Annotated in this window: 20 protein-coding genes; 4 read left to right on the top strand and 16 right to left on the bottom strand. The window is 40.8% G+C overall.

The window, feature by feature from the left end:
• Nucleotides 1-17: 17 nt before the first annotated feature.
• Nucleotides 18-1,031 carry an alcohol dehydrogenase AdhP gene (gene adhP / locus ACFOU2_RS13655; protein WP_377916400.1) on the bottom strand — a complete coding sequence of 338 codons (1,014 nt, stop codon included), beginning with the start codon at nt 1,029-1,031 and terminating at the stop codon, nt 18-20.
• A 550-nt stretch (nt 1,032-1,581) separates the two neighbouring features.
• Between adhP and ACFOU2_RS13650 the strand changes: the two genes are divergently transcribed.
• Nucleotides 1,582-2,334 carry a L,D-transpeptidase family protein gene (locus ACFOU2_RS13650; protein ID WP_377916015.1) on the top strand — a complete coding sequence of 251 codons (753 nt, stop codon included), beginning with the start codon at nt 1,582-1,584 and terminating at the stop codon, nt 2,332-2,334.
• Between the two features lie 654 nt (nt 2,335-2,988).
• Nucleotides 2,989-4,644: a glutamine--tRNA ligase/YqeY domain fusion protein gene (locus tag ACFOU2_RS13645; protein WP_377916013.1), complete on the top strand. Its 1,656-nt coding sequence runs from the start codon at nt 2,989-2,991 to the stop codon at nt 4,642-4,644.
• Between the two features lie 135 nt (nt 4,645-4,779).
• Here ACFOU2_RS13645 and ACFOU2_RS13640 read toward each other — a convergent pair whose 3' ends face one another.
• The 12 genes from ACFOU2_RS13640 to ACFOU2_RS13585 all read right to left on the bottom strand — a co-directional run bounded on the left by ACFOU2_RS13640 (nt 4,780) and on the right by ACFOU2_RS13585 (nt 18,912).
• Entirely contained in the window at nt 4,780-5,610 is an 831-nt protein-coding gene (locus ACFOU2_RS13640) for an aldo/keto reductase (protein ID WP_377916011.1), read from the bottom strand.
• 436 nt (nt 5,611-6,046) lie between these two features.
• On the bottom strand, nt 6,047-7,270 hold the full coding sequence (locus tag ACFOU2_RS13635; protein WP_377916009.1) for a 3D domain-containing protein: 1,224 nt from the start codon (nt 7,268-7,270) through the stop codon (nt 6,047-6,049).
• A 286-nt stretch (nt 7,271-7,556) separates the two neighbouring features.
• On the bottom strand, nt 7,557-7,943 hold the full coding sequence (locus ACFOU2_RS13630) for a YkvA family protein (protein ID WP_377916007.1): 387 nt from the start codon (nt 7,941-7,943) through the stop codon (nt 7,557-7,559).
• 486 nt (nt 7,944-8,429) lie between these two features.
• Complete coding sequence (locus tag ACFOU2_RS13625; RefSeq protein WP_377916005.1) at nt 8,430-8,666, bottom strand: hypothetical protein; 237 nt, start codon at nt 8,664-8,666, stop codon at nt 8,430-8,432.
• A gap of 176 nt (nt 8,667-8,842) precedes the next feature.
• A complete protein-coding gene (locus ACFOU2_RS13620; RefSeq protein ID WP_377916003.1) occupies nt 8,843-9,892 on the bottom strand; it encodes an aldose epimerase family protein in 1,050 nt (349 codons plus the stop codon).
• A 196-nt stretch (nt 9,893-10,088) separates the two neighbouring features.
• Nucleotides 10,089-11,048, bottom strand: a complete 960-nt coding sequence (locus ACFOU2_RS13615; protein WP_377916001.1) for a 3-hydroxyacyl-CoA dehydrogenase family protein — start codon at nt 11,046-11,048, stop codon at nt 10,089-10,091.
• Nucleotides 11,045-11,806 (bottom strand): SDR family NAD(P)-dependent oxidoreductase, encoded by a 762-nt coding sequence (locus ACFOU2_RS13610; protein ID WP_377915999.1) that lies wholly within the window; start codon nt 11,804-11,806, stop codon nt 11,045-11,047. The genes ACFOU2_RS13615 and ACFOU2_RS13610 overlap by 4 nt, the downstream gene beginning before the upstream one ends.
• Before the next feature lie 71 nt (nt 11,807-11,877).
• Nucleotides 11,878-13,335 (bottom strand): CoA-acylating methylmalonate-semialdehyde dehydrogenase, encoded by a 1,458-nt coding sequence (locus ACFOU2_RS13605; RefSeq protein ID WP_377915997.1) that lies wholly within the window; start codon nt 13,333-13,335, stop codon nt 11,878-11,880.
• An 83-nt stretch (nt 13,336-13,418) separates the two neighbouring features.
• Nucleotides 13,419-14,855, bottom strand: a complete 1,437-nt coding sequence (locus ACFOU2_RS13600) for a GntP family permease (protein WP_377915995.1) — start codon at nt 14,853-14,855, stop codon at nt 13,419-13,421.
• A 33-nt stretch (nt 14,856-14,888) separates the two neighbouring features.
• Nucleotides 14,889-16,085 (bottom strand): iron-containing alcohol dehydrogenase, encoded by a 1,197-nt coding sequence (locus tag ACFOU2_RS13595; RefSeq protein WP_377915993.1) that lies wholly within the window; start codon nt 16,083-16,085, stop codon nt 14,889-14,891.
• 329 nt (nt 16,086-16,414) lie between these two features.
• The gene (gene hisD, locus ACFOU2_RS13590; RefSeq protein WP_377915991.1) at nt 16,415-17,701 is read right to left on the bottom strand and encodes a histidinol dehydrogenase; all 1,287 of its coding nucleotides are present in this window, start codon (nt 17,699-17,701) and stop codon (nt 16,415-16,417) included.
• A 206-nt stretch (nt 17,702-17,907) separates the two neighbouring features.
• Nucleotides 17,908-18,912 (bottom strand): LacI family DNA-binding transcriptional regulator, encoded by a 1,005-nt coding sequence (locus ACFOU2_RS13585; RefSeq protein ID WP_377915989.1) that lies wholly within the window; start codon nt 18,910-18,912, stop codon nt 17,908-17,910.
• A 319-nt stretch (nt 18,913-19,231) separates the two neighbouring features.
• Here ACFOU2_RS13585 and ACFOU2_RS13580 point away from each other — a divergent pair, with 319 nt between their 5' ends.
• On the top strand, nt 19,232-20,068 hold the full coding sequence (locus ACFOU2_RS13580; RefSeq protein WP_377915987.1) for a carbonic anhydrase: 837 nt from the start codon (nt 19,232-19,234) through the stop codon (nt 20,066-20,068).
• 285 nt (nt 20,069-20,353) lie between these two features.
• Here the strand turns inward: ACFOU2_RS13580 and ACFOU2_RS13575 are convergent, their stop codons facing one another.
• Nucleotides 20,354-20,530 carry a hypothetical protein gene (locus tag ACFOU2_RS13575; RefSeq protein WP_377915985.1) on the bottom strand — a complete coding sequence of 59 codons (177 nt, stop codon included), beginning with the start codon at nt 20,528-20,530 and terminating at the stop codon, nt 20,354-20,356.
• 385 nt (nt 20,531-20,915) lie between these two features.
• Here ACFOU2_RS13575 and ACFOU2_RS13570 point away from each other — a divergent pair, with 385 nt between their 5' ends.
• A complete protein-coding gene (locus ACFOU2_RS13570; protein ID WP_377915983.1) occupies nt 20,916-21,206 on the top strand; it encodes a hypothetical protein in 291 nt (96 codons plus the stop codon).
• 154 nt (nt 21,207-21,360) lie between these two features.
• Here the strand turns inward: ACFOU2_RS13570 and ACFOU2_RS13565 are convergent, their stop codons facing one another.
• Both ACFOU2_RS13565 and ACFOU2_RS13560 read right to left on the bottom strand, forming a co-directional pair.
• Complete coding sequence (locus tag ACFOU2_RS13565) at nt 21,361-22,866, bottom strand: hypothetical protein (protein WP_377915981.1); 1,506 nt, start codon at nt 22,864-22,866, stop codon at nt 21,361-21,363.
• A 32-nt stretch (nt 22,867-22,898) separates the two neighbouring features.
• Nucleotides 22,899-24,014: a hypothetical protein gene (locus ACFOU2_RS13560; RefSeq protein WP_377915979.1), complete on the bottom strand. Its 1,116-nt coding sequence runs from the start codon at nt 24,012-24,014 to the stop codon at nt 22,899-22,901.
• Nucleotides 24,015-24,209: the final 195 nt, after the last annotated feature.

The following is a 24,209-nucleotide window of genomic DNA, read 5'->3' as shown; positions in this document are numbered from 1 at the left end:
TGGAAGAACAAAGACTATTATCCGAGTGTTAAGACAACACGACCGTTAATTTTTCCACTTTCCATGCGATCGAATATGTTGTTGATGCTGTCAAGAGGCTGGATTTCAATATTTGTACGTACTTTTCCTTGAGCTGCAAATTCAATAGCTTCCTGCAAATCTTTTCTTGTTCCAACAATGGAGCCTTTTACGGTTACGCCATTTAACACCGTATCAAAGATAGGAATCGGCAATTCATCATTTGGAAGACCTACAACGACTAATGTACCGCCTCTCTTTACAGAGCCATAAGCTTGTTCAAATGCTTTTTTCGTAACAGCCACACTCACAGCGGCTTGAACTCCGCCCACTTTCTCTTTAATTTCCTCAACAGGATCTACTCTTAATCCATTAATAGTTATGTCAGCACCTAATCCTCTCGCCAATTCGAGCTTGTCATCTTGGATGTCAACAGCAATGACATTGAATCCCATTGCTTTTGCATATTGAAGCGCTACATGCCCCAAACCGCCGATACCGTAAATTGCTACCCAGTCTCCCGGTTTTGCTTCTGCTACTTTTAATGCTTTATATGTCGTCACGCCTGCACAGAAAATCGGAGATACTTCATGCAAGTCAAGACCTTCCGGAATTTTCACCACATAGTTGGCAGGAGCTTTACAATATTCTGCATATCCCCCATCCACTGAATAGCCTGCATTTAATTGATCTGGACATAACGTTTCACGGCCTGTTAAGCAATATTCACATTCGCCGCAAGCAGAATATAACCATGGAATCCCGACACGATCTCCTACTTTAATGGACGTAACGCCTTCAGCTACTTCTTCAACAATTCCAACCCCTTCATGGCCCGGAATAAGAGGAAGCTTAGGCTTTACCGGCCAGTCTCCATGAGCAGCATGAAGATCTGTATGACAAACGCCACAAGCTTTAATTCTTACGAGAATTTCTCCATACTTTAGTTCAGGTACTGGAACTTCTTTGATTTCCAACTGTTGTTTAAATTCATTCACCACTGCCGCTTTCATCGTTTTGTTTGCACACATATAAAACATCCCCCTCATTTTTTCATGTTCACTTTATTTACATGCAAAAACCATGCCAATATTTCAAACGCTTTCATAATTAATGATTGACTCATGAAAACCAGTCATCGTACCGAAAAATCGGCTCATTCGAACATAAATATGGCTAAACTCTGACAAACTATCGTCATTTTAAAATGAACCTCTCCCACTTATACTAAATTCTTAATCTGATACTTATTGGAATAAAAACTCCCAACCAGGGGGAGAGATTGGGAGTCAAAGCTGAAGCAAATGATGTGATAAGAAAAGAAACATTGCTGCGTATTTAATCTTTCCCCCTACTCCAAACTTTTAAACCTATTAAAATAAGAATTTAAAAGCGAATTCCTATAGTTAAAGCACTATTCCAGAGGTAAAATCTATAATCACTTTTACTCATTATTACAAAAACGTAACATTATTAAAAAAACTGCAACTCAAAACAACCCCCTGTAACATATGATAAATCGATTGGCAATAATCATAGCACTAAGGGGGAGAGAAGAAGCCGATGAAAAAACTGTGTATCCTTTTTGTTTTGGCCTTTTTTGCATTTTTTAGTATGGGCGTGACCGCTAGCCACGCCGCAGGAAGTCAGTTCATCATTATCAACAAATCAAACAACCAGCTCGCTTACTATGAAAACAGTCAGTTAAAAAGTGTATTTAAAGTTGCAACTGGAAGGAAAGCGTCGTATACGCCGGAAGGCAAGTTTAAGATTGTCAATAAAATTGTTAACAGACCCTATTATAAGGGAAAAATTCCAGGCGGTGACCCGCGCAATCCCCTTGGCAATCGCTGGCTTGGCCTGAACCCCCGGGGAACATGGGGAACGACTTACGCCATTCACGGCAACAATAACCCAAGTTCAATCGGCAAATACATTAGCAACGGCTGTATCCGCATGTACGATAATGAAGTAGAATGGCTGTTTAATCGGGTAAAGATCGGCACTCCTGTCATTATCACAACTTCCGGAAAGTCTTTTGACTCTATTGCGGCGGCAAATGGAATGAAGACTACCCCTTCCAAAGCCGTGCCTGTTACAGGCGTAAGCAGCGAAGTTTTAATGAAAGGCAGCCGCGGTAATGCCGTTAAAGAGCTTCAGCGACTGCTTACATCCCAAGGGTATAATACAAAAGGAATCGACGGATTTTTCGGATCAAACACTGATTTCGCGGTCCGTCAATTTCAAAAAGCCCACAATTTAAAAGTAGATGGAGTCGTAGGCCCTGCTACCAAAAGAGCACTTGGAATGAGATAAAGGAAAACTCCCCGTAGGAGAAAGTCCTACCGCCAGTAGAGCAAAATCAACGAAATAGATAAAAAAGAGACGCTCTTCTCTTGAAGAAGAGCGTCTCTTTTTTTTAGGGGATTCTATTACAAAAATAATTAAAATGCGTGTATTTCCTGTGTTACAGTAATGGCTATCATGTATAATGCTTAATGGAAAAGTAATGATATATATGTTATATTTGAACTACTGCCACTTACTTGCTAGCTCTCGTTGAAGTGGGAGATTCCTGTGAACACCGAACTATCGTTCAGTTCTCTTAGCAGGCTATCCCCGTAGTTCCTACGGTTCTACATATTTTATCCTGTACTGTACGTTGGCCACGACATGCGAACCTACTCTGCTTGGTTTTCGCTACTTCGGTTCGCATTGGCGAATGTCGCTTGAACATTTTGCGGTACGAAGCATTTCTCGTACCAACCCCATATGTTCAGTTTTCAATGTACAATCCGTACAGGAATATTGCACCACACGAATGTATGTTCGTACACATCAAAAGGCGATTCATCCCTACCCTACTCGTCGGGCTATCCCCTTTATATTTCTTAAGGATGGGATCTTCTCGCCTATTTAAGATAAAATATGAAAAAGAAAAACTTTATTACATGAGAAAGGTTGAAAATTGTGGAACATAACACATCGAATTTTATTAGAGATATCATAAAAGAAGATTTAGAAACCGGTAAGCGTGACCACGTCATTACCCGTTTTCCACCAGAACCAAATGGTTATTTACATATTGGACATGCCAAATCCATTATCATAAACTTTGACCTGGCAGATGAATTTAACGGAAAAACAAATTTGCGCTTCGATGACACCAACCCATTAAAGGAAGATACCGAATTTGTTGAAGCAATAAAAGAAGATGTAAAATGGCTTGGCTATGATTGGGACGGATTATTTTTTGCTTCTGATTATTTCGAAGAAATGTATAAACGGGCAGTGTTGCTCATCAAAAAAGGAAAAGCCTATGTGGATGACCTTACACCGGATGAAATCCGCGAATACCGCGGTACACTAACGGAGCCAGGGAAAGAAAGTCCCTATCGCGACCGTTCAGTAGAGGAAAACCTTGATTTGTTCGAACGTATGCGTAAAGGTGAATTTGGAAACGGGGAAAAAGTATTAAGAGCAAAAATCGATATGGGCTCACCAAATATTAATATGCGTGACCCTGTTCTTTACCGTATTTCCCATACCACTCACCATAATACAGGAGACCAATGGTGCATTTATCCAATGTACAGCTTTGCCCATCCAATCGAAGATGCCATTGAGGGTGTGACGCATTCTATTTGTACGCTTGAATTCGAAGATCAACGTCCTTTATATAACTGGGTTGTAGAAGAATGTGAAATGGAAAGCCAACCGCAGCAAATTGAGTTTAACCGCCTAAACTTAACAAATACGGTCATGAGCAAACGGAAGTTAAAACAGTTAGTGGATGAAGGCTATGTTGATGGCTGGGATGATCCTCGCATGCCAACCATTTCAGGATTAAGAAGAAGAGGTTATACACCGGAAGCCATTCGCGCATTTTGCCGTGAGCTAGGGGTATCAAAAGTTTACAGTACGGTTGATTCCCGAATGCTTGATCATTTCGTCAGAGAAGATTTAAAGTTAAAAGCTCCACGTACAATGGGAATCCTGCGTCCGCTAAAAGTCGTTATTACGAACTATCCTGAAGGTCAAATTGAAATGTTAGAGGCGGAAATCAATCCTGAAAATCCTGAAATGGGAACAAGACAAATTCCATTCTCAAGAGAAATTTATATTGAACAAGAAGATTTCATGGAAAACCCGCCAAAGAAATATTTCCGTTTGTTCCCTGGAAATGAAGTTCGACTCAAACATGCCTATTTCATTAAATGTGAAGATGTCATTAAGGACGAAGACGGAAACGTGATTGAAGTTCATTGCACATACGATCCAGAGACAAAAAGCGGTACAGGCTTTACAGGACGCAAAGTAAAAGGAACCCTTCATTGGGTAGAGGCTACTCAGGCAATACCGGCCGAATTCCGTTTGTATGAACCTCTCATTTTAGATGAAGAAGCTCAAGACGGGGAAGAAGAAAAAACATTCCTTGACCATGTTAATCCAAATTCTTTAGAAGTGTTAAATGGCTTCGTTGAACCCAATATGAAAGATGTAAAACCACAAGATAAGTTCCAATTCTTTAGACATGGTTACTTTAATGTGGATCCAAAGCATACAACAGACGAGAAAGCTGTCTTTAATTTAATCGTGTCCCTGAAAAGTTCTTTTAAAATGTAGAAGAAAAGCGGAGGCGACTGTTCAAAAGACCTAAACCATTCCAAAAAGAATGAGTTCAGGTCTTTTTTACATGCTAAATATACATTAGTCAAGTTTCATGTCACGTCCTCTTTTTAGAACCTTCTGTTTCTCACTTTAAAAATTAATATTATCTGGATCTCCCCCCGTTCGATAGTTTTCATTTAAAGCATCGATTTGCTTCATCTCCTCCTCAGTCAATTCAAAATTGAAAATATCGGCATTTGCTGCTATGCGATTTTCGTTCACGGATTTAGGAATGGCCACAACTTCATGCTGTAAATCCCAGCGAAGAACCACCTGAGAAGTGGTTTTGTTATACTTTCCTGCAATCTGAAGCAATAAAGGATGATCTAAAATTCGCCCGCGCATGAGCGGAGCCCAGGCTTCCATTTGAATACGATTTTCTTTGCAAAATTGCAACAACTTCTTTTGGGTTAATTTAGGATGAAATTCTACCTGGTTGACGGCCGGCACAATCTCACTGTCAGCCATTAAATCTTCCAAATGGTGAATTTGAAAATTACTGACGCCGATTGTACGTACATGTCCTTCTTTATATAGCTTTTCGAGCGCTTTCCATGTTTCTTTATACTTCCCTTTTACCGGCCAATGAATCAAATAAAGATCAATATAGTCGAGATCAAGTTTTCTTCTGCTCTCTTCAAAGGCTTTTAATGTTGACTCGTATCCCTGACGGTCGTTCCACATTTTTGTCGTGATAAAGAGTTCTTCCCTTGGTATCCCAGCCTCTTTTATAGCCTTGCCTACCCCTTCTTCGTTTTGATAGAAATCAGCGGTGTCTATGCTTCGATAGCCTGTTTGAATAGCTGCTTTGATGGCTTTTTCTATTTCCTGGCCATTCCCCATCTTATAAACCCCAAGGCCAAGCCATGGCATTTTCACTCCGTTATTTAGGGTAGTGGTCTCTGAAATATTTTTCACCATAATGAAACACCCTTTCTTGGCATTTTTAGGGAATCTGCATATGTCTTCTAGAAGCTCCATCTTCTTATGCACTTCATCTCCATGAAAGAATGATAGAACTTAAGATTATCCATATCCAAATTATAGTAAATTTTATGTATTTTATTCCTTTATCTTGAATTCTTTTCCCTCTTCCTTTATAAGAAGGCCCTTTAAAGAAACCGTGTTAAATTCTAAGCCGTCTGGATCATTCCTGTAAACTGATGGTTTCTGACGAATGAACCAGGAATCAACGAATAATTTTAACACAGCCTAATAAAAAGAGACCTGACATCCATTTTGATGTCAGGTCTCTGCTTTAGTAATATATAAACTTCCCCGATAATTCACTAGTATCTTTTAAATATATTTCTATCAAAAACACTAACCTGCAACATGCGTGACTGAAAAGTACGCACTAATCCAAAATCACAACTTTCACCGTTTGGCGTCCCCATGCTAATGCGTCCGCTTTTGAGTGCATTAATACATCGATTCTATGCCCTTTAATGGCACCGCCTGTATCACCTGCAATGGCAACACCATAGCGTTCTACCCATACTTTCTTACCTAATGGGATGACATCCGGGTCAACGGCAATCAATTTCAAGCTTGGATCATTTTTAATATTGTATCCCAGTGCAGTAATATATCCATTGCCATCTGTTTCCTCATGGCTGTATGCAGTCGCAGTGACATACATCTCTTTGCCTTCAGTAGGCTCTTTACCAGATGTCTCTTTTGAAGGAGATGGACGACTAGCTGCAACCTTCGCTCTTGCTGCTGCTTTTGCTCTTGCTTGCTCCGCTAATCGGGTCTCTCTAGCGGCTTTCTCTTTTGCCGCCCGTTCCATGGCCGCCTTTGCAGCCCTTTCCCTTGCCTCTTCTTGCTCTTTCTTAATCGCCTCTTGAATCTCTTTCATTTGGGATTCAATGCTTGCCTTTTCTTGCTCAGCAAGTGCGATTTGCTTGGAAATCTGGCTGTATTTCACTTGCATCGCCGCTAATGCAGCTTGTCTTTTTTGCAAGTTTTGATCAAGCTCAGCTTGCTGTACAGCCAATTTCTCTTGTTCACTTTCTAATATTTGTTCTTGTCGGTCGATTTCTTTTTTATCTTCTTCAATCTGTCGAAGATCTTCCTGCTGCGCTGCTAAAATATCCTTATCAGCATTGAAAAGAGTCGTCACCGCACTGGCGCGGCGAATGAAATCTGCAAGACTATCAGCATCCAAGAACATATCGATTAATATATTCCTATTATCATTACGTTGAAGAGCTACGAGCCGCTCTTTCATAATATGTTTGCGGGCGAGTACCTTATCTTCAAGTACGACGATTTCTGCTTTTTTCTGTTCTATCAGACGATTTGTCGCCTCAATCTTTTGTTGAATCTTTGTTAAGTCTTCTTTATTTTTTGAGATCAGTGTATGTAATGATTGTAATTCTTGTTGAATTTTCTTTATGTCTTGATTAACAGACTGCTTTTCTTTTACTTTTTGATTCACAATCGCCTGCTTTTGCTGCAGCCTCTGCTGAGCATTTTTTAAGGTTTCCTGACTTGTTTGTGCATGAGCTGCTATTGTGCCTGATAACCCCAATAAGCTTACCAACATTGTCAAAACCATACGCCTTATCAATTGCATACGGCTCCCCCTTTCTTTATACATATAGTTATACCATGAAATATGTTTCATTCTTGTTACGAGAACATTAAAACTGTTTCACTTTTTGACCTCTGTCATCGAGCCTTCTTCTATTTGCGTTTTTCTGTTCTCTCACCTTGAGCAGGCTTACACGTAAAGAATTTGACATGGGCGTTTTTTTACTCATGTTCAATTCTTTATGTGGATTCATATATTTTCGTTCATGATCCCGGCGATGATAGATTCAGTTACTGCTTATCTTATACTCCGATTAGACAATGCAGTATCACCCCATAAAAGCATTAAAAAAATATAAAAAAACCATCATCAGTATGAAAATCCAAACAAATATAATGAAGATACCTGCAACCCAATTTTTAGGCTTCTCTTTTTTCTCGAGCTCCATGACTTTTGTTCTGTATTCACTTAGTACATATCCAGGTATTAATTTCATTGCCAGTACAATTCCCAATGGCAATAAAATAACATCATCTAAATACCCCAATATTGGAATAAAATCAGGGATCAAATCAACGGGACTAAAAGCATAAGCAACAACTACTACCGCAATTACTTTTGCATACCACGGAACCCGTTTATCTTTGTGCGCAAGATAAAGCACCATGAAATCCGACTTTACTTTTCTAGCCCAAACCGACAGTTTCTTCAGCAATTGTTTGCCCTCCCATCATACTACGCTTACTAACAGACAATTTTATGATAAGTATCTTATTTCACCTCTATTTTCTGCTTTCTTTCCATATTAAAATACAAAACCTCACACGCCAATAAATAAAGGAACTGACTCATAAGTCCCGAAAAGGAAGATAATCTTGTTTTTCAATTGAAATGAACCGTCAAGCCCCCCTTGATTTTACCGGGTTTATCATGACGGTTCATTCTCTTTATTAGATTCCTACTGCGATATCGAGATTCAATAAAAAAGACTCCCGGTCAGGAAAACCGGGAGTCTAGTCGAAGCAAGCGACATCGTATAAAGGGGTCTCGCTGCACATTTAACCTTTTCCCAAAAACAGGGACCACTAAACTTGTTTTTGAAATTTTTCTAGAGTTTAAGAAATGATAGAGTAATCTCGCTGGATCATGTGTTGTATCTAACATTTTATGTTAATCCCCGGGAAGAGCCCGCTTTATAACTTCACTTTAATAACTTCCGTTTAAAGTCATGTTCGGCCAAAGGTTTCGATATATAACCTTCCGCTTCTAAACGATAAATAATCGTTATTGCAGCATATAAACTAACAGAATGATCGACATTTAAATATCTTCTTAATGAAGAGGCGGTAACATTATCCTTAAATATTTCATATCTTTTCGCTAAGACAATTGGATACATATGATTAGCCATTTGTTTTGACATTTCAAGAATCTCCAAACGAACGACACCTCCTATTCTAAAATAAGAATATGCACGTATCTGACATTTGATGATTCCATCCTTAAAGATAGCGTTTCCAGTTTTCGTCTTACTTTTGACATGAATCGACCTTTTCATTATAGAGAACGGACAAGCCATTGTACTGGATCCCAACCCTAACTTCACATTAATAACTATTTAACTCCAAACGTATACTTAGTAATAGATCGATACACTTCCCCTTTATCTAAGATGCCAGAAGGAAAACGAGGATGATGGATGGCATCCGGTAATCCTTGTGTCTCTAAACACAAACCAAGATATTTGCGCGACTGCACACCTCTCATGCTGTAGTCGTCTTCCAGCTGACTACCTGTATACAAAACGACATCAGGCTGGTCGGTTTCAATTGTAATACATCGGCCGCTTTCTTCATCATATAGAATGACTTCTTGGTCATTATTGGTGTTCAGAAGAAATGGATGATCATATCCGCCTCCCGCAATACTATTTTGAATATGGTCTGAATTTACTCCATCTTTTATCTTTCTCCCTTTTCGAAAATCGAAAACCGTGTTTTCAACATCCAGGAAATTTCCTGTTGGAATAAGGTCTTCTCTTAATTCCACAAAGCGATCGCTTTTCATGTTGAGAGTATGATCCAAGATGTCCCGCTTCAGATTTCCGCCTAAATTAAAATACGTGTGATTCGTTAAGTTGAGCAAAGTCTTCTGCTCCGTTGTTCCTTCATACGAGATAAGAAGTTCATTTTGATCATTCAGTGTATAGATGACTTTGACAGTGACATTTCCCGGGTATCCCTCTTCACCATCCGGACTTGCATATGTAAACTCAATACTTCTTGCATCATTTTCATTTTCGATTACCTTTGTATCCCAAACGACATGACTAAACCCTCTAATACCGCCATGCAAATGGTTTCTTTGGTCATTTTGAGCCAACTTATAAGTTTTTCCGTCTAACTCAAACTCAGCGTTCGCAATTCTCCCTGCAACCCGGCCAATAACCGCGCCGAAATATGGGGAAAAATCAATATAATCCTCTATACAATCAAAGCCTAAAACGATATTTTCTAGATTCCCATCAGCATCTGGAGTCATCAATTTTGTAATGACGCAACCATAGTTAAGACAAACAACTTCTATATTATTTTTATTTTTCATCGTATAAGCATAAATGGTTTGATCGTTGAGCTGCCCAAAAGTTTCTTTCGTGATTTCCATTATTTTCTCTCCTTTTCTATTATATGTACTAATCTTTCTGTTTATATAAGCATCTTCCTTTGTATCAAAAAATCAGGGCACTGCCATAAAGTCGTTATTCCCTTCTCCCTTTACTACAGTACCCGCTGTATATTATTTCAAGTGATTTTTTGATTTAAGCTCTCATTCATTAGAATAATAGTGACAGAACCAAGTTTCATTTTACTCTTTCCTTAGATTCCATATCTTTTTTCAACCAGTAGATAAGTTCCCGTTCACGCTCTTCATTTACTCTCTGTGATTGCTCGGGGCTCCATTGATAAAACCCTTCCCCTGTTTTTTGTCCGTATTTCCCTCCATCCACGAGTGTCCTCATCATCTGAAATGTTTCTTGGTGGGTACTTAAATCCGGGAACAAGTAGCCGGAAATAGAATCAAATACATCCAGTCCTCCCATGTCGGCTGTCATGAAAGGGCCTGTAACCGGCAAACGGCGGCCGATACTGTAGCGTACTGCGGCATCAATGTCTTCCACTGACGAAATCCCTTGTTCAAGAATGTATTGGGCCTCGCGAAACAGAGCATATTGAAGCCGGTTCACAATCGATCCAAGAATATCTTTTTTTACGACAATCGGTTTTTTGTTCATACTTTCAAGCAATTGCAAAGCTCTCTGAATCGTTTCATTCGAAGTTTGTTCTCCGCGCACTACTTCTACTAGAGGGATTAAATGACCGGGATTCCAAAAATGAGTGACGACCGTTCTTTCCGGTCTTGAAGTGTGAAGGGCAATCGCTGTCGGACTCAAGCCCGAGGTGTTGCTGGCAAGAATGACGTCAGGCGAACATACCCGATCTAAATTTTGAAACATCTTCTGTTTCAGAGCAAGGTTTTCCGGAATTGCTTCAATGATGAATGTTGCATTATCAATGCTCTTTTCCAGAGAAACCATAAATTCAATACAAGACTCAATTCTCTTCACTTCACTTGATTTCACAACTTCATATTCCATCAATACCTTTAGCTTCTCGGCCACCCCTGCTTTCCCCCGTTGAATATCCTGTTCATTCGTTCCCCAAACTTTCACTTCAAATCCAGCCAAAGCTGCCGACAAAGCAATGGAATGCCCCATTGTTCCCGATCCCAGAATGGATAACTTTTCTATAGAAGTGTTCATATGGCCGTCCACCCTCCATCAACTTTAATCGTTTCTCCCGTAATAAAATTAGCCATGTCTGAAGCAAGAAATAAAACAGCTCCCGTTACATCAGAGGGCTGAGCCAGCTTCCCTAAAGGGATGCGGTTAAGTACGTCATGATAAAAATCCTGATCTTGAAACATTTTACTCGTTAAATCTGTTTGGATAAATGTAGGGGCTACCGCGTTTACTTTGACATTATATGGCGCCCATTCGACTGCTAAAGCCTTCGTTAACTGGACTGCTCCCCCTTTACTGGAACAATAGGCAGAACGTTTTATATAGCCGACAAACGCCATTTGGGAGACGATATTAATGATTCTTCCTTTTCTATTCTCCGTCATATATTTTCCTGCCCGTTGAGCACAGAAGAATGTTCCTTTTAAATTTGTATCCAATACTTGATCCCAATCTTTCTCTGTCACTTCCAGGGCTGGCTTTGGGATATTCACTCCTGCATTATTCACGAGCACATCAAGCCCTCCCAAAACAGAAACTGCTTGATCCACCATTCCATACACGCTTTGCACATCTTGCATATCGGCCACCAAATAAGAGCATCGCGGATGAATTTGTTTGAGCTCTTCCACAGCCGAAGATAAGGCGACCTCATCACGCCCTGCAATGACGACATCTGCCTCCAACTTTGCAAAAGCGACGGAGATATCTTTCCCAATCCCTTTACTTCCTCCTGTCACCACAACCTTTTGACCTTTCATTTCACTAAAATGAGACAATTCAGCCATCTCCCTTTCTATTCTTTCCTTAAAAAGAGAGGCACCGAACCATACGTCGGTGCCACCCTTAATTAATATCGAGCTGTTACCATTTTTTTGCGTGTATAAAACTCTACTCCATCGCGTCCATTGGCATGCAGATCTCCATAGAAAGAATTCTTGTAGCCGGAGAATGGGAAGAATGCCATTGGAGCTGGGACTCCAAGATTGATACCGAGCATTCCCGCATCAATGTCTTCACGGAATTGTCGAATAGCTTTCGCACTGTCTGTATATAAGCATGCCCCATTCGCAAATTCAGACTGGTTTACAATTTCAATTGCTTCATCAAGGCTTTCCGCACGCACGATGGAAAGAACAGGGGCAAAAATTTCATCCTGCCAAATAGTCATTTCTGGTTTAACATGATCAAAGATTGTCGGCCCGACAAAATAGCCGTTTGCATTTGTTGCCGTGTCTCTGCGACCATCACGAACCAGAACCGCGCCTTCCTTCTCACCGATTTCGATATATTTAACTGTACGTTCTTTGTGGGAATCACGAATAACCGGGCCAAGGAAAACATCTTCATCTAAACCGTTCCCCATCTTGATGTCCTCTGCTGCTTGACGCAAGCGGGCTACCAATTCATCAGCAACATTGCCAACAGGCACAACGACAGCACAAGCCATGCAGCGTTCACCGGCAGAACCAAAAGCCGCATTTATGATGTTAGAAACAGTATTGTCTAAATCAGCATCAGGCATGACGATCGAGTGATTTTTCGCACCCGCTAACGCCTGTACGCGTTTTCCATGAGCCGCTCCTGTTTTGTATACGTACTCGGCTACAGGCTGGGAACCAACAAATGATACAGCTTTAATATCACGATGTTCCAAAATGCCGTTCACCACATCATGGGCTCCATGCACAATGTTTAGTACTCCTTTTGGCAGCCCTGCTTCCGTGAAGAGTTCTGCGAGGCGGTTAGCTAACAGCGGAGTTCGTTCAGATGGCTTTAATACAAACGTATTTCCGCAGGCAATCGCAAGAGGGAACATCCAGCATGGAACCATCATCGGGAAGTTGAATGGGGTAATTCCTCCCACAACTCCAATCGGATAACGGTACATTCCCGATTCGACTCCTGTGGCGATATCAGGAAGCTGATTACCCATCATTAATGTCGGCGCACCTGCGGCAAACTCGACACACTCGATTCCTCTTTGTACCTCTCCATACGCTTCACCATAGCTTTTCCCGTTTTCTAATGTAACCAGTTTCGCCAACTCATCCCAGTTTTCGATTAAAAGCTGTTGATATCGGAATAAAATACGCGCGCGACGAGGCACTGCCGTTTTTGACCATGTTTTGAACGCTTCTTTAGCGGCCGCTACAGCCTTGTCCAAATCCTCACGAACAGAAATCGGCACATAAGCTAACGCTTCGCCTGTTGCAGGGTTCGGAACCACTTCTGTTTTTTCGGATGCAGACTCAACCCATTCTCCGCCAATGTAATTCTTTAATGTTTCTACTGTAATTGTTGCCATTATTCATCTTCCTCTCCTATTTATTCCGCTCTTACAGGCGGCAAAACCTCTCAGCGATTAAATTTTCTGTCTATTTATAATTATCAGACCAATCCAGTCAGGCTGTAGACTAGAATGACAAAGAAGCAGGCAAGTGTTTTAATGATGGTAACCGCAAAGATGTCCCTGTAAGACTGTTTATGTGTTAACCCTGTTACAGCAAGTATTGTAATAACGGCGCCGTTATGAGGCAGGGAGTCCATACCGCCTGATGCCATTGCGATGACACGGTGCATGACTTCAGGCGGTATATTATATTGTGCGGCAGCCTGAATATACTTTTCTCCCATGGCACTAAGGGCTATTCCCATTCCGCCTGAAGCTGAACCCGTGATCCCCGCTAATACGTTCGTTGTGACCGCTCCATTTACAAGAGGATTGGTAAACGTATTTGATATTCCATCACGTACCACACTAAAACCAGGAAGGGAAGAGATGACCCCGCCAAATCCATATTCAGAAGCCGTGTTCATCGTTGCGAGCAAAGCTCCGCCAATACTCGCATTGAGCCCTGCCTGGAAACCGGAAGCAATGCGTTTCCAATCATACGCAACGGTTGCGAGGATACCTAATACTAAAGCGATTTCCACTGACCAAATCCCTGTTACCGCTGCAAGGTCAACTTTGCCAAATGAATCTAAACCTAATTTAGAAAAATCAAATCCATCAGGGTACCATTTAGGAATGGAAAGGGTAAGAAATTTATTGGCTACTCCTACAAGAATAAGCGGGACAAATGCCAGTACCTGGCGTCCGATATTCGGCTGAGTGACTGTATTAATAGATGAAAGGTTAGTTGCCTCAGCAGCGGCAGCCATTTCGCCGCTTGCATCTCCAAAGCCGAGATAACCTTCGCCTGCAGCCTGCGCTTTTTTACGGCGCCTCTCTAAATAAGCCATTCCCAGGGTAAAGACGAATACAGATCCAATAATCCCCAAGGTTGGAGCCGCGTAAATATCTGTCTTGAAGAATGATGTCGGAATCACGTTTTGAATTTGGGGCGTTCCCGGCATCGCATCCATGGTAAAGGATAATGCCCCCAAAGCAATCGTACCTGGAATAAGCCGTTTAGGAATATTCGCTTCACGGAAAAGATTCGCCGCAAATGGATAAACCGCAAATGCGACAACGAACAAACTCACTCCGCTGTAAGTTAAAATCGCACACATTAAGACGATCGCCAGCATGGCTCTTTTCCCGCCGACTAGTTGTACGATCGTTTTGGCAATCGACTCGGCAATACCTGACATTTCAACTAATTTTCCAAAAACCGCTCCCAGCAAAAAGACCGGAAAATAATTTTTTATAAAACCAACCATCTTCTCCATAAAGATGTTGGAGAAAAACGGCAATGCGTAACTGGGCTCAGTTAACATGACTGCGAGCAGCGCACAAAGCGGCGCGAACAGGATAACAGAAAAACCGCGGTATGCAATCAGCATAAGAAGTCCTAAAGCCAGTATAATGATGACTAAATCCATTGTTGGTTCTCCTCTCTATTTGACGTGAACAAACTATTTCGCTACCTTCCTATTTGTAGAAAAGTCATATTCATAGCAATTGTAATAAAGATCAATAATCTCCTCGTGTGCAGGCACTTTAGGGTTATTTCCCGGGCTGCCGCTTGCTAGTGCATCAGTCGCCATCTTAGACACAACAAGATCGAATTTTTCTTTATCTATTCCCCATGTTTTTAAGTTCGGGATATGAAGATCATTGCATAGCTGCTTAATTTCGTTAATTAACTCTTCCACAGCTTCATGTTCTGAAAGTTCCTTTGTCTCCGGTAACACGTGTCTTGCAACGGTGGACAATCGATCGATCGCCTCTTCCTTTGAAAATTCGAGAACCGCCGGAAGCAGCATCGCATTCGATATACCATGGGGCACATGGAACATGGCGCCGATAGGACGGGACATTCCATGTACTAACGTAACAGAGGCATTCGAAAAAGCCATTCCCGCTAACATGGAACCAAGCGCCATCCCCTCCCTTACTTCGACATCTTCACCGTTTGCATAAGCGTTTCGAAGATTTCCGACAATTAGTTCAATTGCCTTTAGAGCCAATGTGTCGGTAACAGGTTGAGCCCGCCTTGAAATGAATGCTTCAATGGCATGGCATAAAGCATCCACCCCTGTTGCCGCTGTTACATTCGGAGGACAAGAAATGGTAAGCGCTGGATCAACAATAGCGATTGCAGGCAGCAATTGAGGTTGAGAAATCATCATTTTCACGTCATTTTTCGTATCGATAATAACGGTCACTTTAGTGACTTCAGAGCCAGTCCCGGCCGTAGTCGGAACAGCAATAAGCGGCAGCGGTTTTTCGTTGAATTTCTTTTTTCCTCCGCTATAGTCCCTAATATGGCCTTCATTCGTCATCATAACGGCAACAGCCTTGGCTGTATCAATACAACTTCCTCCACCGACCGCAACAATGACATCGCATTTTTCTTCTCTACAAACAGAGAGAGCATCTTCTACATGAATGTCCGTAGGTTCCGAATCAATCCCTGTATATTTGGCATAAGGAACATCATGATTTTGCAAGTGTTTTTCACAAATACTCACATTCCCTATCTTTTCCATGATTGGATCACTAATGATCAATACCTTTTTTCCAAGAGCCTTTGCCTGTTTGCCAATTTCAGCAAAGGAATCCTTTCCATACAAAATTTCGTTTGGTATGAATAATTGATGAAATGTCATCTCTAGCATCCCCCTCGTTCTATATATGACACTCTATATCTCCCATAGTGCAAGTTTCATCCCATTCCGCTTGTAAACGATTTCATTCCAATTAATTTTAGAGTTATTTTACGGTGCCGGACATACCGCCGTCCCTTCATTCCATCAAGGAATCATATTGTCTTATGAACTGAAAGCAACAAAATTTCAGCGAAATTAAAGCTTTATTGACAGCTTTCAGGAAAAACCAAACATTGATAATTCAGTGTTTATCCTTTCGAACCAGCGGTAAGACAGCCGCTTTTATAGGTGGGGAATCCCTAAATATCCGGGGTGCCCCCACTTATTGATTATTCAACCGTTACTTTTCCGTAACGTTTAACACGAAGAAGAGCCTGTTCGGCATGGCCTGCAAAATTCTCCAATTGGCAAAGTCGTGCTGCATATTCGCCAACAAATGCACTCGCTTCTTCCGTAACCTTTTGATATGTACACGTTTTAAGGAACTTACCTACCCACAGTCCTCCTGTGTATCGTGCCGCACCTTTTGTCGGAAGAGTATGGTTTGTCCCAATCACCTTATCGCCATATGCTACGTTTGTTTCGGGTCCAAGGAACAGGGCACCGTAATTTGTCATGTTATTTAAGAAATAATCAGGATCTTTTGTTAAAATTTCAACATGCTCATAAGCTAATTTATCTGCTTCAATTAATGCTTCTTCTTCATCCTCAACGAGAATGATGATACCGTTTTCCTCCCATGCTACGCGTGCCACGTCTGCGGTCGGAAGTGTTTGTAATTGGCGTTCAATTTCCTCTACAGTTTCCTGTGCCAGTTTTTCGGATGTAGTGATTAAAGCACCCGGTGACGTTGGTCCATGCTCTGCTTGACCTAAAATATCGGTCGCTATCATTTCTGCATCTGCTGTTTCGTCTGCAACTACCAGTATCTCTGTCGGACCTGCAAAAAGGTCAATTCCGACACGACCAAACAATTGGCGTTTTGTTTCTGCTACATACGCATTTCCAGGCCCTACAAGCATATCTACAGGCTGGATTGTTTCTGTACCGACAGCCATTGCAGCCATTGCCTGAATACCACCAAGGATGTAGATTTCATCTGCTCCCGCCAGGTACATTGCTGCTACGGTTGCTGCAGGAATTTCCCCTTTAATTGGAGGAGTACAAGCAATTACTCGTTTTACCCCTGCCACTTTTGCTGTGAGAACACTCATATGTGCTGATGCAACCATTGGATAGCGTCCACCTGGAATATAACATCCAACACTGTTCATCGGAATGTTTTTATGACCGAGAATGACACCCGGTAACGTTTCGACTTCAATATCAAGCATAGATTTACGTTGCTCCTCGGCGAATCGACGTACTTGTGCTTGTGCGAATTTAATATCTTCAATCGTTTGCTCTGGCACACTGCTGATAATTTCCTCAATTTGTTCCCCCGTCAACCTGAAGCTTTCCGGTGACCATTTATCAAATTGTTCAGATAATGCTCTTACGGCAGCGTCACCTTCTGTCTCAATACGCTTGATTGTTTGACTTACTATATCTGATACTTGTGCATCGTTTTTTGCAATTTCTTCTTTTGTTTTACCTTGTTTTAAATACTTGGCCACGGTAAGTCCTCCCTTGTTTTGTTGCATACGTATGCAAAAATCTGAAAATAAAAAATGCATGCGTATCCAATTCTCTGAAGTTAAAAAGAGATCATCTTTATCTCTCTCACTTAAAATAAAAACTTATTTGAAATCCGGTTAAATAGTTAGATAATTCAATATGTTCCATCTATTAATAGGATAGTCGGTACTGCCCCTATTGTCAATTATTTTTTGAAAGTGCTTACAGAACATCTTTCAATTAGCGATCCGGGAAGCAATACAGAAATAGGACCCTCATTTTCCCCTTCAATCTCATTCACCAATGTGTGGATTGTCGCTTTAATCATTTCATCTACTGGTTGCTGCCATGTCGTCAAGGAATATGGAGGCCAGGAAGCCATTGTAATATCATCAAATCCCATAACCGACACATCTTCAGGAATTGACACTTCCAAAGATTTGGCTGCATCAATCGCTCCTAATGCCATAATATCATTCGCACAAAAAATAGCGTCGGGTGGGTGGTCCCCCGTTAATAATCGCAAAGCTGCTTGATACCCGCCTTCATATGTGTAATTTCCTATCTCAGTGACAGGTTCGATTCCTTTTGGGCCAAGTACCTCACGAAATCCTTTTTCGCGATCACGACTTGTTGATGTATTCATACGACCTGCAATATAAGCGAATCGCCGATGGCCTTGTTGCACCAAGTACTCACCAATCTCCTTACCCGCAGAATAGTTATCACAGCAAACAAAATGACACGAAAAGTCTTTCGTATACCGGTTGAACAATATAACTGGTATATTGTTTTCAGAAAAATGGGAAACGACATTCGAGGACAACAAAGCGTCTGTCACAATGACACCTTCTACGTTGTATTCAAGAAATTGCGAGATTTCATTTGGTTGAATCTCATCATTTTTGGTCTGAACAAAGAGAAGGTGATATCCCTTTTCACGTAGTCCTTTTGTAAATTTATCCAAAATTTCGGGATAGAATGGGTTTTGAATGTCTCCCATTACAAGACCGATCATGTTTGTTTTATTCATGATCAACCCCCTCGCTAAAGCATTTGGGCGATACCCTAACTCTTTAGCTGCTTCCAATACCCGGCGGCGTGCCTTCTCGGACACATTCGAACCAGGAGTAAAAACCCGCGATACTGTAGACTGCGACACACCTGCCAGCCTCGCAACCTCCATGGCATTGACTTGTTTTTTTCTCAAAGTTGTACCTCCTCACAAGCTGATTTCCTCTCTCTTAAAAAAAGAAATATGGTAATGATGATAAGCAATTATATCTTTATTTTAATTGCTTACAATCAATTTGAATACCAACATTTTAATAATGGCTAAGGAACCGTTTTAACCCTCACAAACGTCTTGTTGAAAAAAGCCGACAGAATGTTCGGGCATCGCGGATAGGCTCCTGCAACCAAAAATGCTAAACCCCAAAATATGGGTTGAAAAGATAAATAGAATATATTAGTTTTAAATTGTTAGTATAAAGTATCATTACATAAAAACAGAACAAGGAGGTTGGGAAATGCTAAAGAGCAAATTAGCTTATTCATTTTTGCCTGCGTCTCTTTCTCTGTCGCTTGTTGCCTGTTCTTCTAGCGTAGTTGAAGCACCAAGGGAGGAAGAAGCCGAGAGGGAGAGGCGATTGGAAGAGACACCTGCAACTATACATCAAGAAGCCCATTGGTCTTACGAGGGAGAAACAGGCCCCGAACATTGGGGCAATTTAGACCCTGCAAACTCTACATGTGTAAATGGACAAGAACAATCCCCTATCAACATCGAAATTTCAAAAGTAAAAGCAGGTAAAAAACTGGAGAATTTAGAAATTAACTACATACCGACGAAATTTTCTTTGACAAACAACGGACATACGGTTCAAGGGAATCCTACAACAACCAATAACTCCATTATCTTAGAAGGTAAACCGTACAAACTGGCACAATTCCACTTCCACACACCAAGCGAACATCAATTTAATGGTCAAAACTTTGATATGGAATTGCACCTTGTACATAAAGATGCAAATGATCAATTAGCGGTTTTAGGGATCATGATTAGGGAAGGTGCATCAAACCCTGTGTTAGAAAAAGTATGGAGTATCTTACCTAAAGAGGAAACAACAAAGGATATTAAATTGGCCGATCCGATTGACTTCACGAGCATTCTGCCAAAAGACCAGCAATCATTTCGATATAATGGTTCTTTAACAACTCCGCCATGTTCGGAAGACGTCAAATGGATTGTGTTGGAGCAGCCAATTGAAATGTCCAAAGAACAAATTGATACATTCCGCCAGATTTTCCCGGATAACCATCGTCCTGCCCAGCCATTAAACGAACGTGAAATCATCAAGGATTAAACAAAACAGCCGGCTTTCATATGAACAAAACGACCAAGACTCTAAACATGCCGCATTAAAAGCACGATATTTCCATGCTCAAACTTTCAGACCTTGCTGGTATAAGACATGATGATTTAGTTGCGTTATCAGACGGTGATCCAAAAATTGGATATATCGAGAAAATCGCTGAGGTTTTGCAAATAGACGATATTAGGAAGATTATCGGCTTTTTGGAAGAAGACGAACAAGAAATAAACACCTTTTTAGGTGCTTATTTCTTGTTCTATTTGGCTCGGTTAAACTTTATTGCGGATTTTCGTTTTCCCTTCCCCCATTCTTTTCTCCCATTTCAAGCGGATGAGAAACATGTGATTCATAACCATAACCCGTCGAACTTATTTCAAGCGCCTCTTCATTTGCTTTTCTTTTTCGGGCTCTCTCTATAGCACTTTCATATTGATGAATATTATCTTTTTTCATGTTCAACACCTCTTACCTAGTATTCTTCGCATCCTTCAAATTATGCCACATTAATCTGTTATTGAAGTAATGTAATCTGTTCGTTTAATAAGAAAGGAAACAAAAATTCATTCACTCCTTCATCAGACTTTCCATTGGAATCCACTTTTTAAACTATCTGAATATTTATAAAAATTAATTATTTACTACAAAAACTAACAAATTTTGATCCATTCGTTTTGTTATAGTAATAATAAGCACCATGTCTCCATGTGTTAGACAAAATCTTTTTTCCTATGAGTACAATAAATACCTTGACCTATATAAATGCAGGCATTCCTTTATTTTTGTAGAGATCTATAAATATTTCAAGTAAATAAAAATAATTTACGAGGGAGGGGTAATCGTGAAAGAAGAAGTTCCAATGAATAGGTATCACTTGCTTGAGGAACAAGTTAGATATTATATGCAATGTCTATTGGTAAAGACTCCTGAACAGGTAGTACAGTATTTTGAAAAACAAGTAAAAAAGTATAGAGCTATTTTAGAAAAGAAGGACATTTATCCCGAGAGCGTAGTAGCATTTGTACAACACCTTATTACGGAATATTCTTTAAATATTACGAGAGTTAAGGAATATATGAATTATAGGCTGTCTGGCCGATATAGCGGCACAATCAAAGCCTCCAGCGGATAATTGAGGCTGCATAATCAGTCTTAAAGAATTTTAACATCAAAAGGACCCTTGCTTCATAAGGATTCTTTTGTTCAGGTGAGAAATCCATCCAAAATTGGCTCCTGAGCAATACAAAACCGAAGGGAAAATCCCTTCGGTTTATCGAAAATACAGTTTATTTTTCTGTGCCAGCTTCCGCTTCAACTGTCTCTTCTTTTGTACCTTCTTCTTGAATAGTAGAAAGAACAGCAGAGTTTGCAACGGCATGCGTTGTTGCATTCATGTTAGCACTCTCGCTTGCCGTAGACTTTGCTTTGTTTGCAACGGATGGACTAACTTCAGTTGCTTCTTTAGTCACTTCTTCTGTTGCTTCTTTAGTCACTTCTTCTGTTGCTTCTTTAGTCACTTCTTCTGTTGCTTCTTTAGTCACTTCTTCTGTTGCTTCAGTTGCTTCTTCTGTTACAGCTGCACGGACAGCAGAGTTCGAAGCTGCATTTAGTTTTGCGTTCTCGTTAGCACGCTCGCTTGCCATAGACTTTGCTTTGTTTGCAACGGATGGACTAACTTCAGTTGCTTCTTTAGTCACTTCTTCTGTTGCTTCAGTTGCTTCTTCTGTTACAACTGCACGGACAGCAGAGTTCGAAGCTGCATTTAGTTTTGCGTTCTCGTTAGCACTCTCGCTTGCCGTAGACTTTGCTTTGTTTGCAACAGATGTATTTACTTTTTCTTTAGCCTCGTTTTCATCTTCTGTAACCGCATCATCATCTTCTGTTTTCGCTTCTACATTAGAGTCAACATCAGCCGTTTCTTCAGAATCAGACTCTCCAGTTGCTTGCTCGTTTGCATCTGTGTCTTCTTTAACCGCATCTTCGTCATCTTCTTTTTTGGCTTTTACAACAGTATGAAGATCAGCTTTCTTTTTAGAATCAGACTCTTTACCTGCTTGCTCGTCTGCATCTTCATCATCTTCTGTTTTCGCTTTTACAGTAGTGTCAAGATCAGCGGCTTCTTCAGAATCAGATTCTTTAGTTGCTTCTATGTCTGCATCTTGATCATCTTCTGTTTTTACTTCTACATCAGTATCAACATCAGCAGCTTTAGCTGCGGTTTCTTCTGTTGCTTCCTCAGCTTTTGCTTCTTCTTCAGGTGCTGCACCAACGGCAGAGTTTAGAGCTGCATGCAGCTTTGCGTTTTCACTCGCACGTTCACTTGCCATAGATTTGGCTTTGTTTGCAGCAGAAGGACTTGTTTTTTCTACGTCTTTTGCTGCAGCTTCTGTTTGCTCTTCAACCGGCGCAACAGGTTTTACAGGCTTTACAGGCTTTACAGGCTTTACAGGCTTTACAGGTTTTACAGCTTCTTGAACGTCAGCCTCTACCTTTGCCTCCGCTGTTACCTGTACTGCAGAATTAACAGCTGCATGATCCCTTGCAGTTGCGCTTGCATTCACACTGCCCTGTGCTTTTGCTTTGTTTACCGCAGATGCATTCGCTTTTACACGAACTGCTTTAAAGTCGGAAGTTTGCTCAACTTTTACTGTGTTAACTTTTGCTGCGTTAACTGCATGATTTCCTTGACCTGCTGCTTCACTAATATGCCCTCCGGCGAAAACACCAACTGAAAGTACTCCTGCCAACACAAAAGATTTTACAACTGTATTTCCTTTAACGTTAAATTTCATTTTCAAATTCGCTCCTTTTTTTCTTTTAATCGTTATCCGTGATTTTTATATATGGTATACGTTAAGAAAAAAGGAGCATCCTTCGGCGGCGGTGAAGGAGGAGCATTAACCCATTGATTGCGATACACATATGCTCGAGAAACATGTGGCTGGATGAGTTTCAAATTCCAATATTTCTCCAGTTCGAGCCATTTCTCGACAAAGCTAGTTGTGCTTTGTCCATGGCCTGTCCGGTCTTTTGATGACCCCCCTGGAATTTTGGTATTTTGCGGAGAGTTTGTAACCTGGATGTCTCTAAGATATCTTTCCTGATGAGAAGGTGTGTTCTCTTTTCCTTTTGAATTCGGCTTTTCAGTGAATGAAATCTTTTCGGACACATCTTTCTTTTTCAATATAGACCGGTGTAAGTTTTTATCATGATCTAACTTCTCAACCGTTTTCGTATATTGATGGTCCATTTCTTCTCCGGAATCAACGGTATGTAAGGACTTTTCAGAAAGGGTTTCAGCTTCATTCGTTTTAGAAGGGGTTCCTTCATTATTCGATTGCGGCTTCTCCTTCTGGGCAGGCCCTTTCTTATCCCCCTGTTTAACTTCCACTCTTTCAGGCAAAGTATCTACAGCAGCCGTTTCGTTCTTTTTTACGGCAGACTGTACCGCTTGTTGAGCTTTTTTACTTGCTTGATTTGGAACTTGTACTGTCTTTTGACCCTGTTTTCTTGCCCGATTTGAAACTTGCACTATCTTTTGAGCCTGTTTTCTTGCCTCACTTGGCACTTGTACTGCTTTTTGAGCTCTTTCGATTGCCTGATCCGGCAATTGTACTGCCTTTTGAACAGGCTTTTGAACAGGCTTTTGAACAGGCTTTTGAACAGGCTTTTGAAGCTTCGCCTGTTGAGGTCGAGAATGATTGCTGGGAGCCGGATTTTGCTCAACAGCATTCTCATTTCTTATCTGAGAATTTGCCTGTGCTTGTCCATCCCCTTTAGGTGGTTCTGGATTTGCCATAGCTTTAACCTCTTCAACGGCTTTACTGCTTTGAGGATCTGGCTGTTGAGCGTGCTCAACCTTCTCAGCAAATGCATCTGTTGGAAAAAACAAGGCCGTTCCTGCGATCAACCCTTTTACAATTAAATTTCGGAAGTGCATGATTTCACCTCCTTTCAAGTAAGTAGTTCAATAATAAGTTTCATGAATACGATTCATCAGGAATCGACATTTTTTGTCCGTTCCTTATTCATAAAAAAAAAAAAGCGTTCTTTTATCCTAAGCAACCTTTACACTCCCGTCCTATATTATCAGGAATTATCAACAAAACATGGGCGCTGCATTTTTTGATTGGGC

This window comes from Bacillus songklensis (genome assembly GCF_042649685.1).
Lineage (GTDB): Bacteria > Bacillota > Bacilli > Bacillales > Bacillaceae_H > Bacillus_BA > Bacillus_BA songklensis.
The sequence above is the reverse complement of the archived record's forward strand: the minus strand, read 5'-3'. Positions and strand labels throughout refer to the sequence as shown.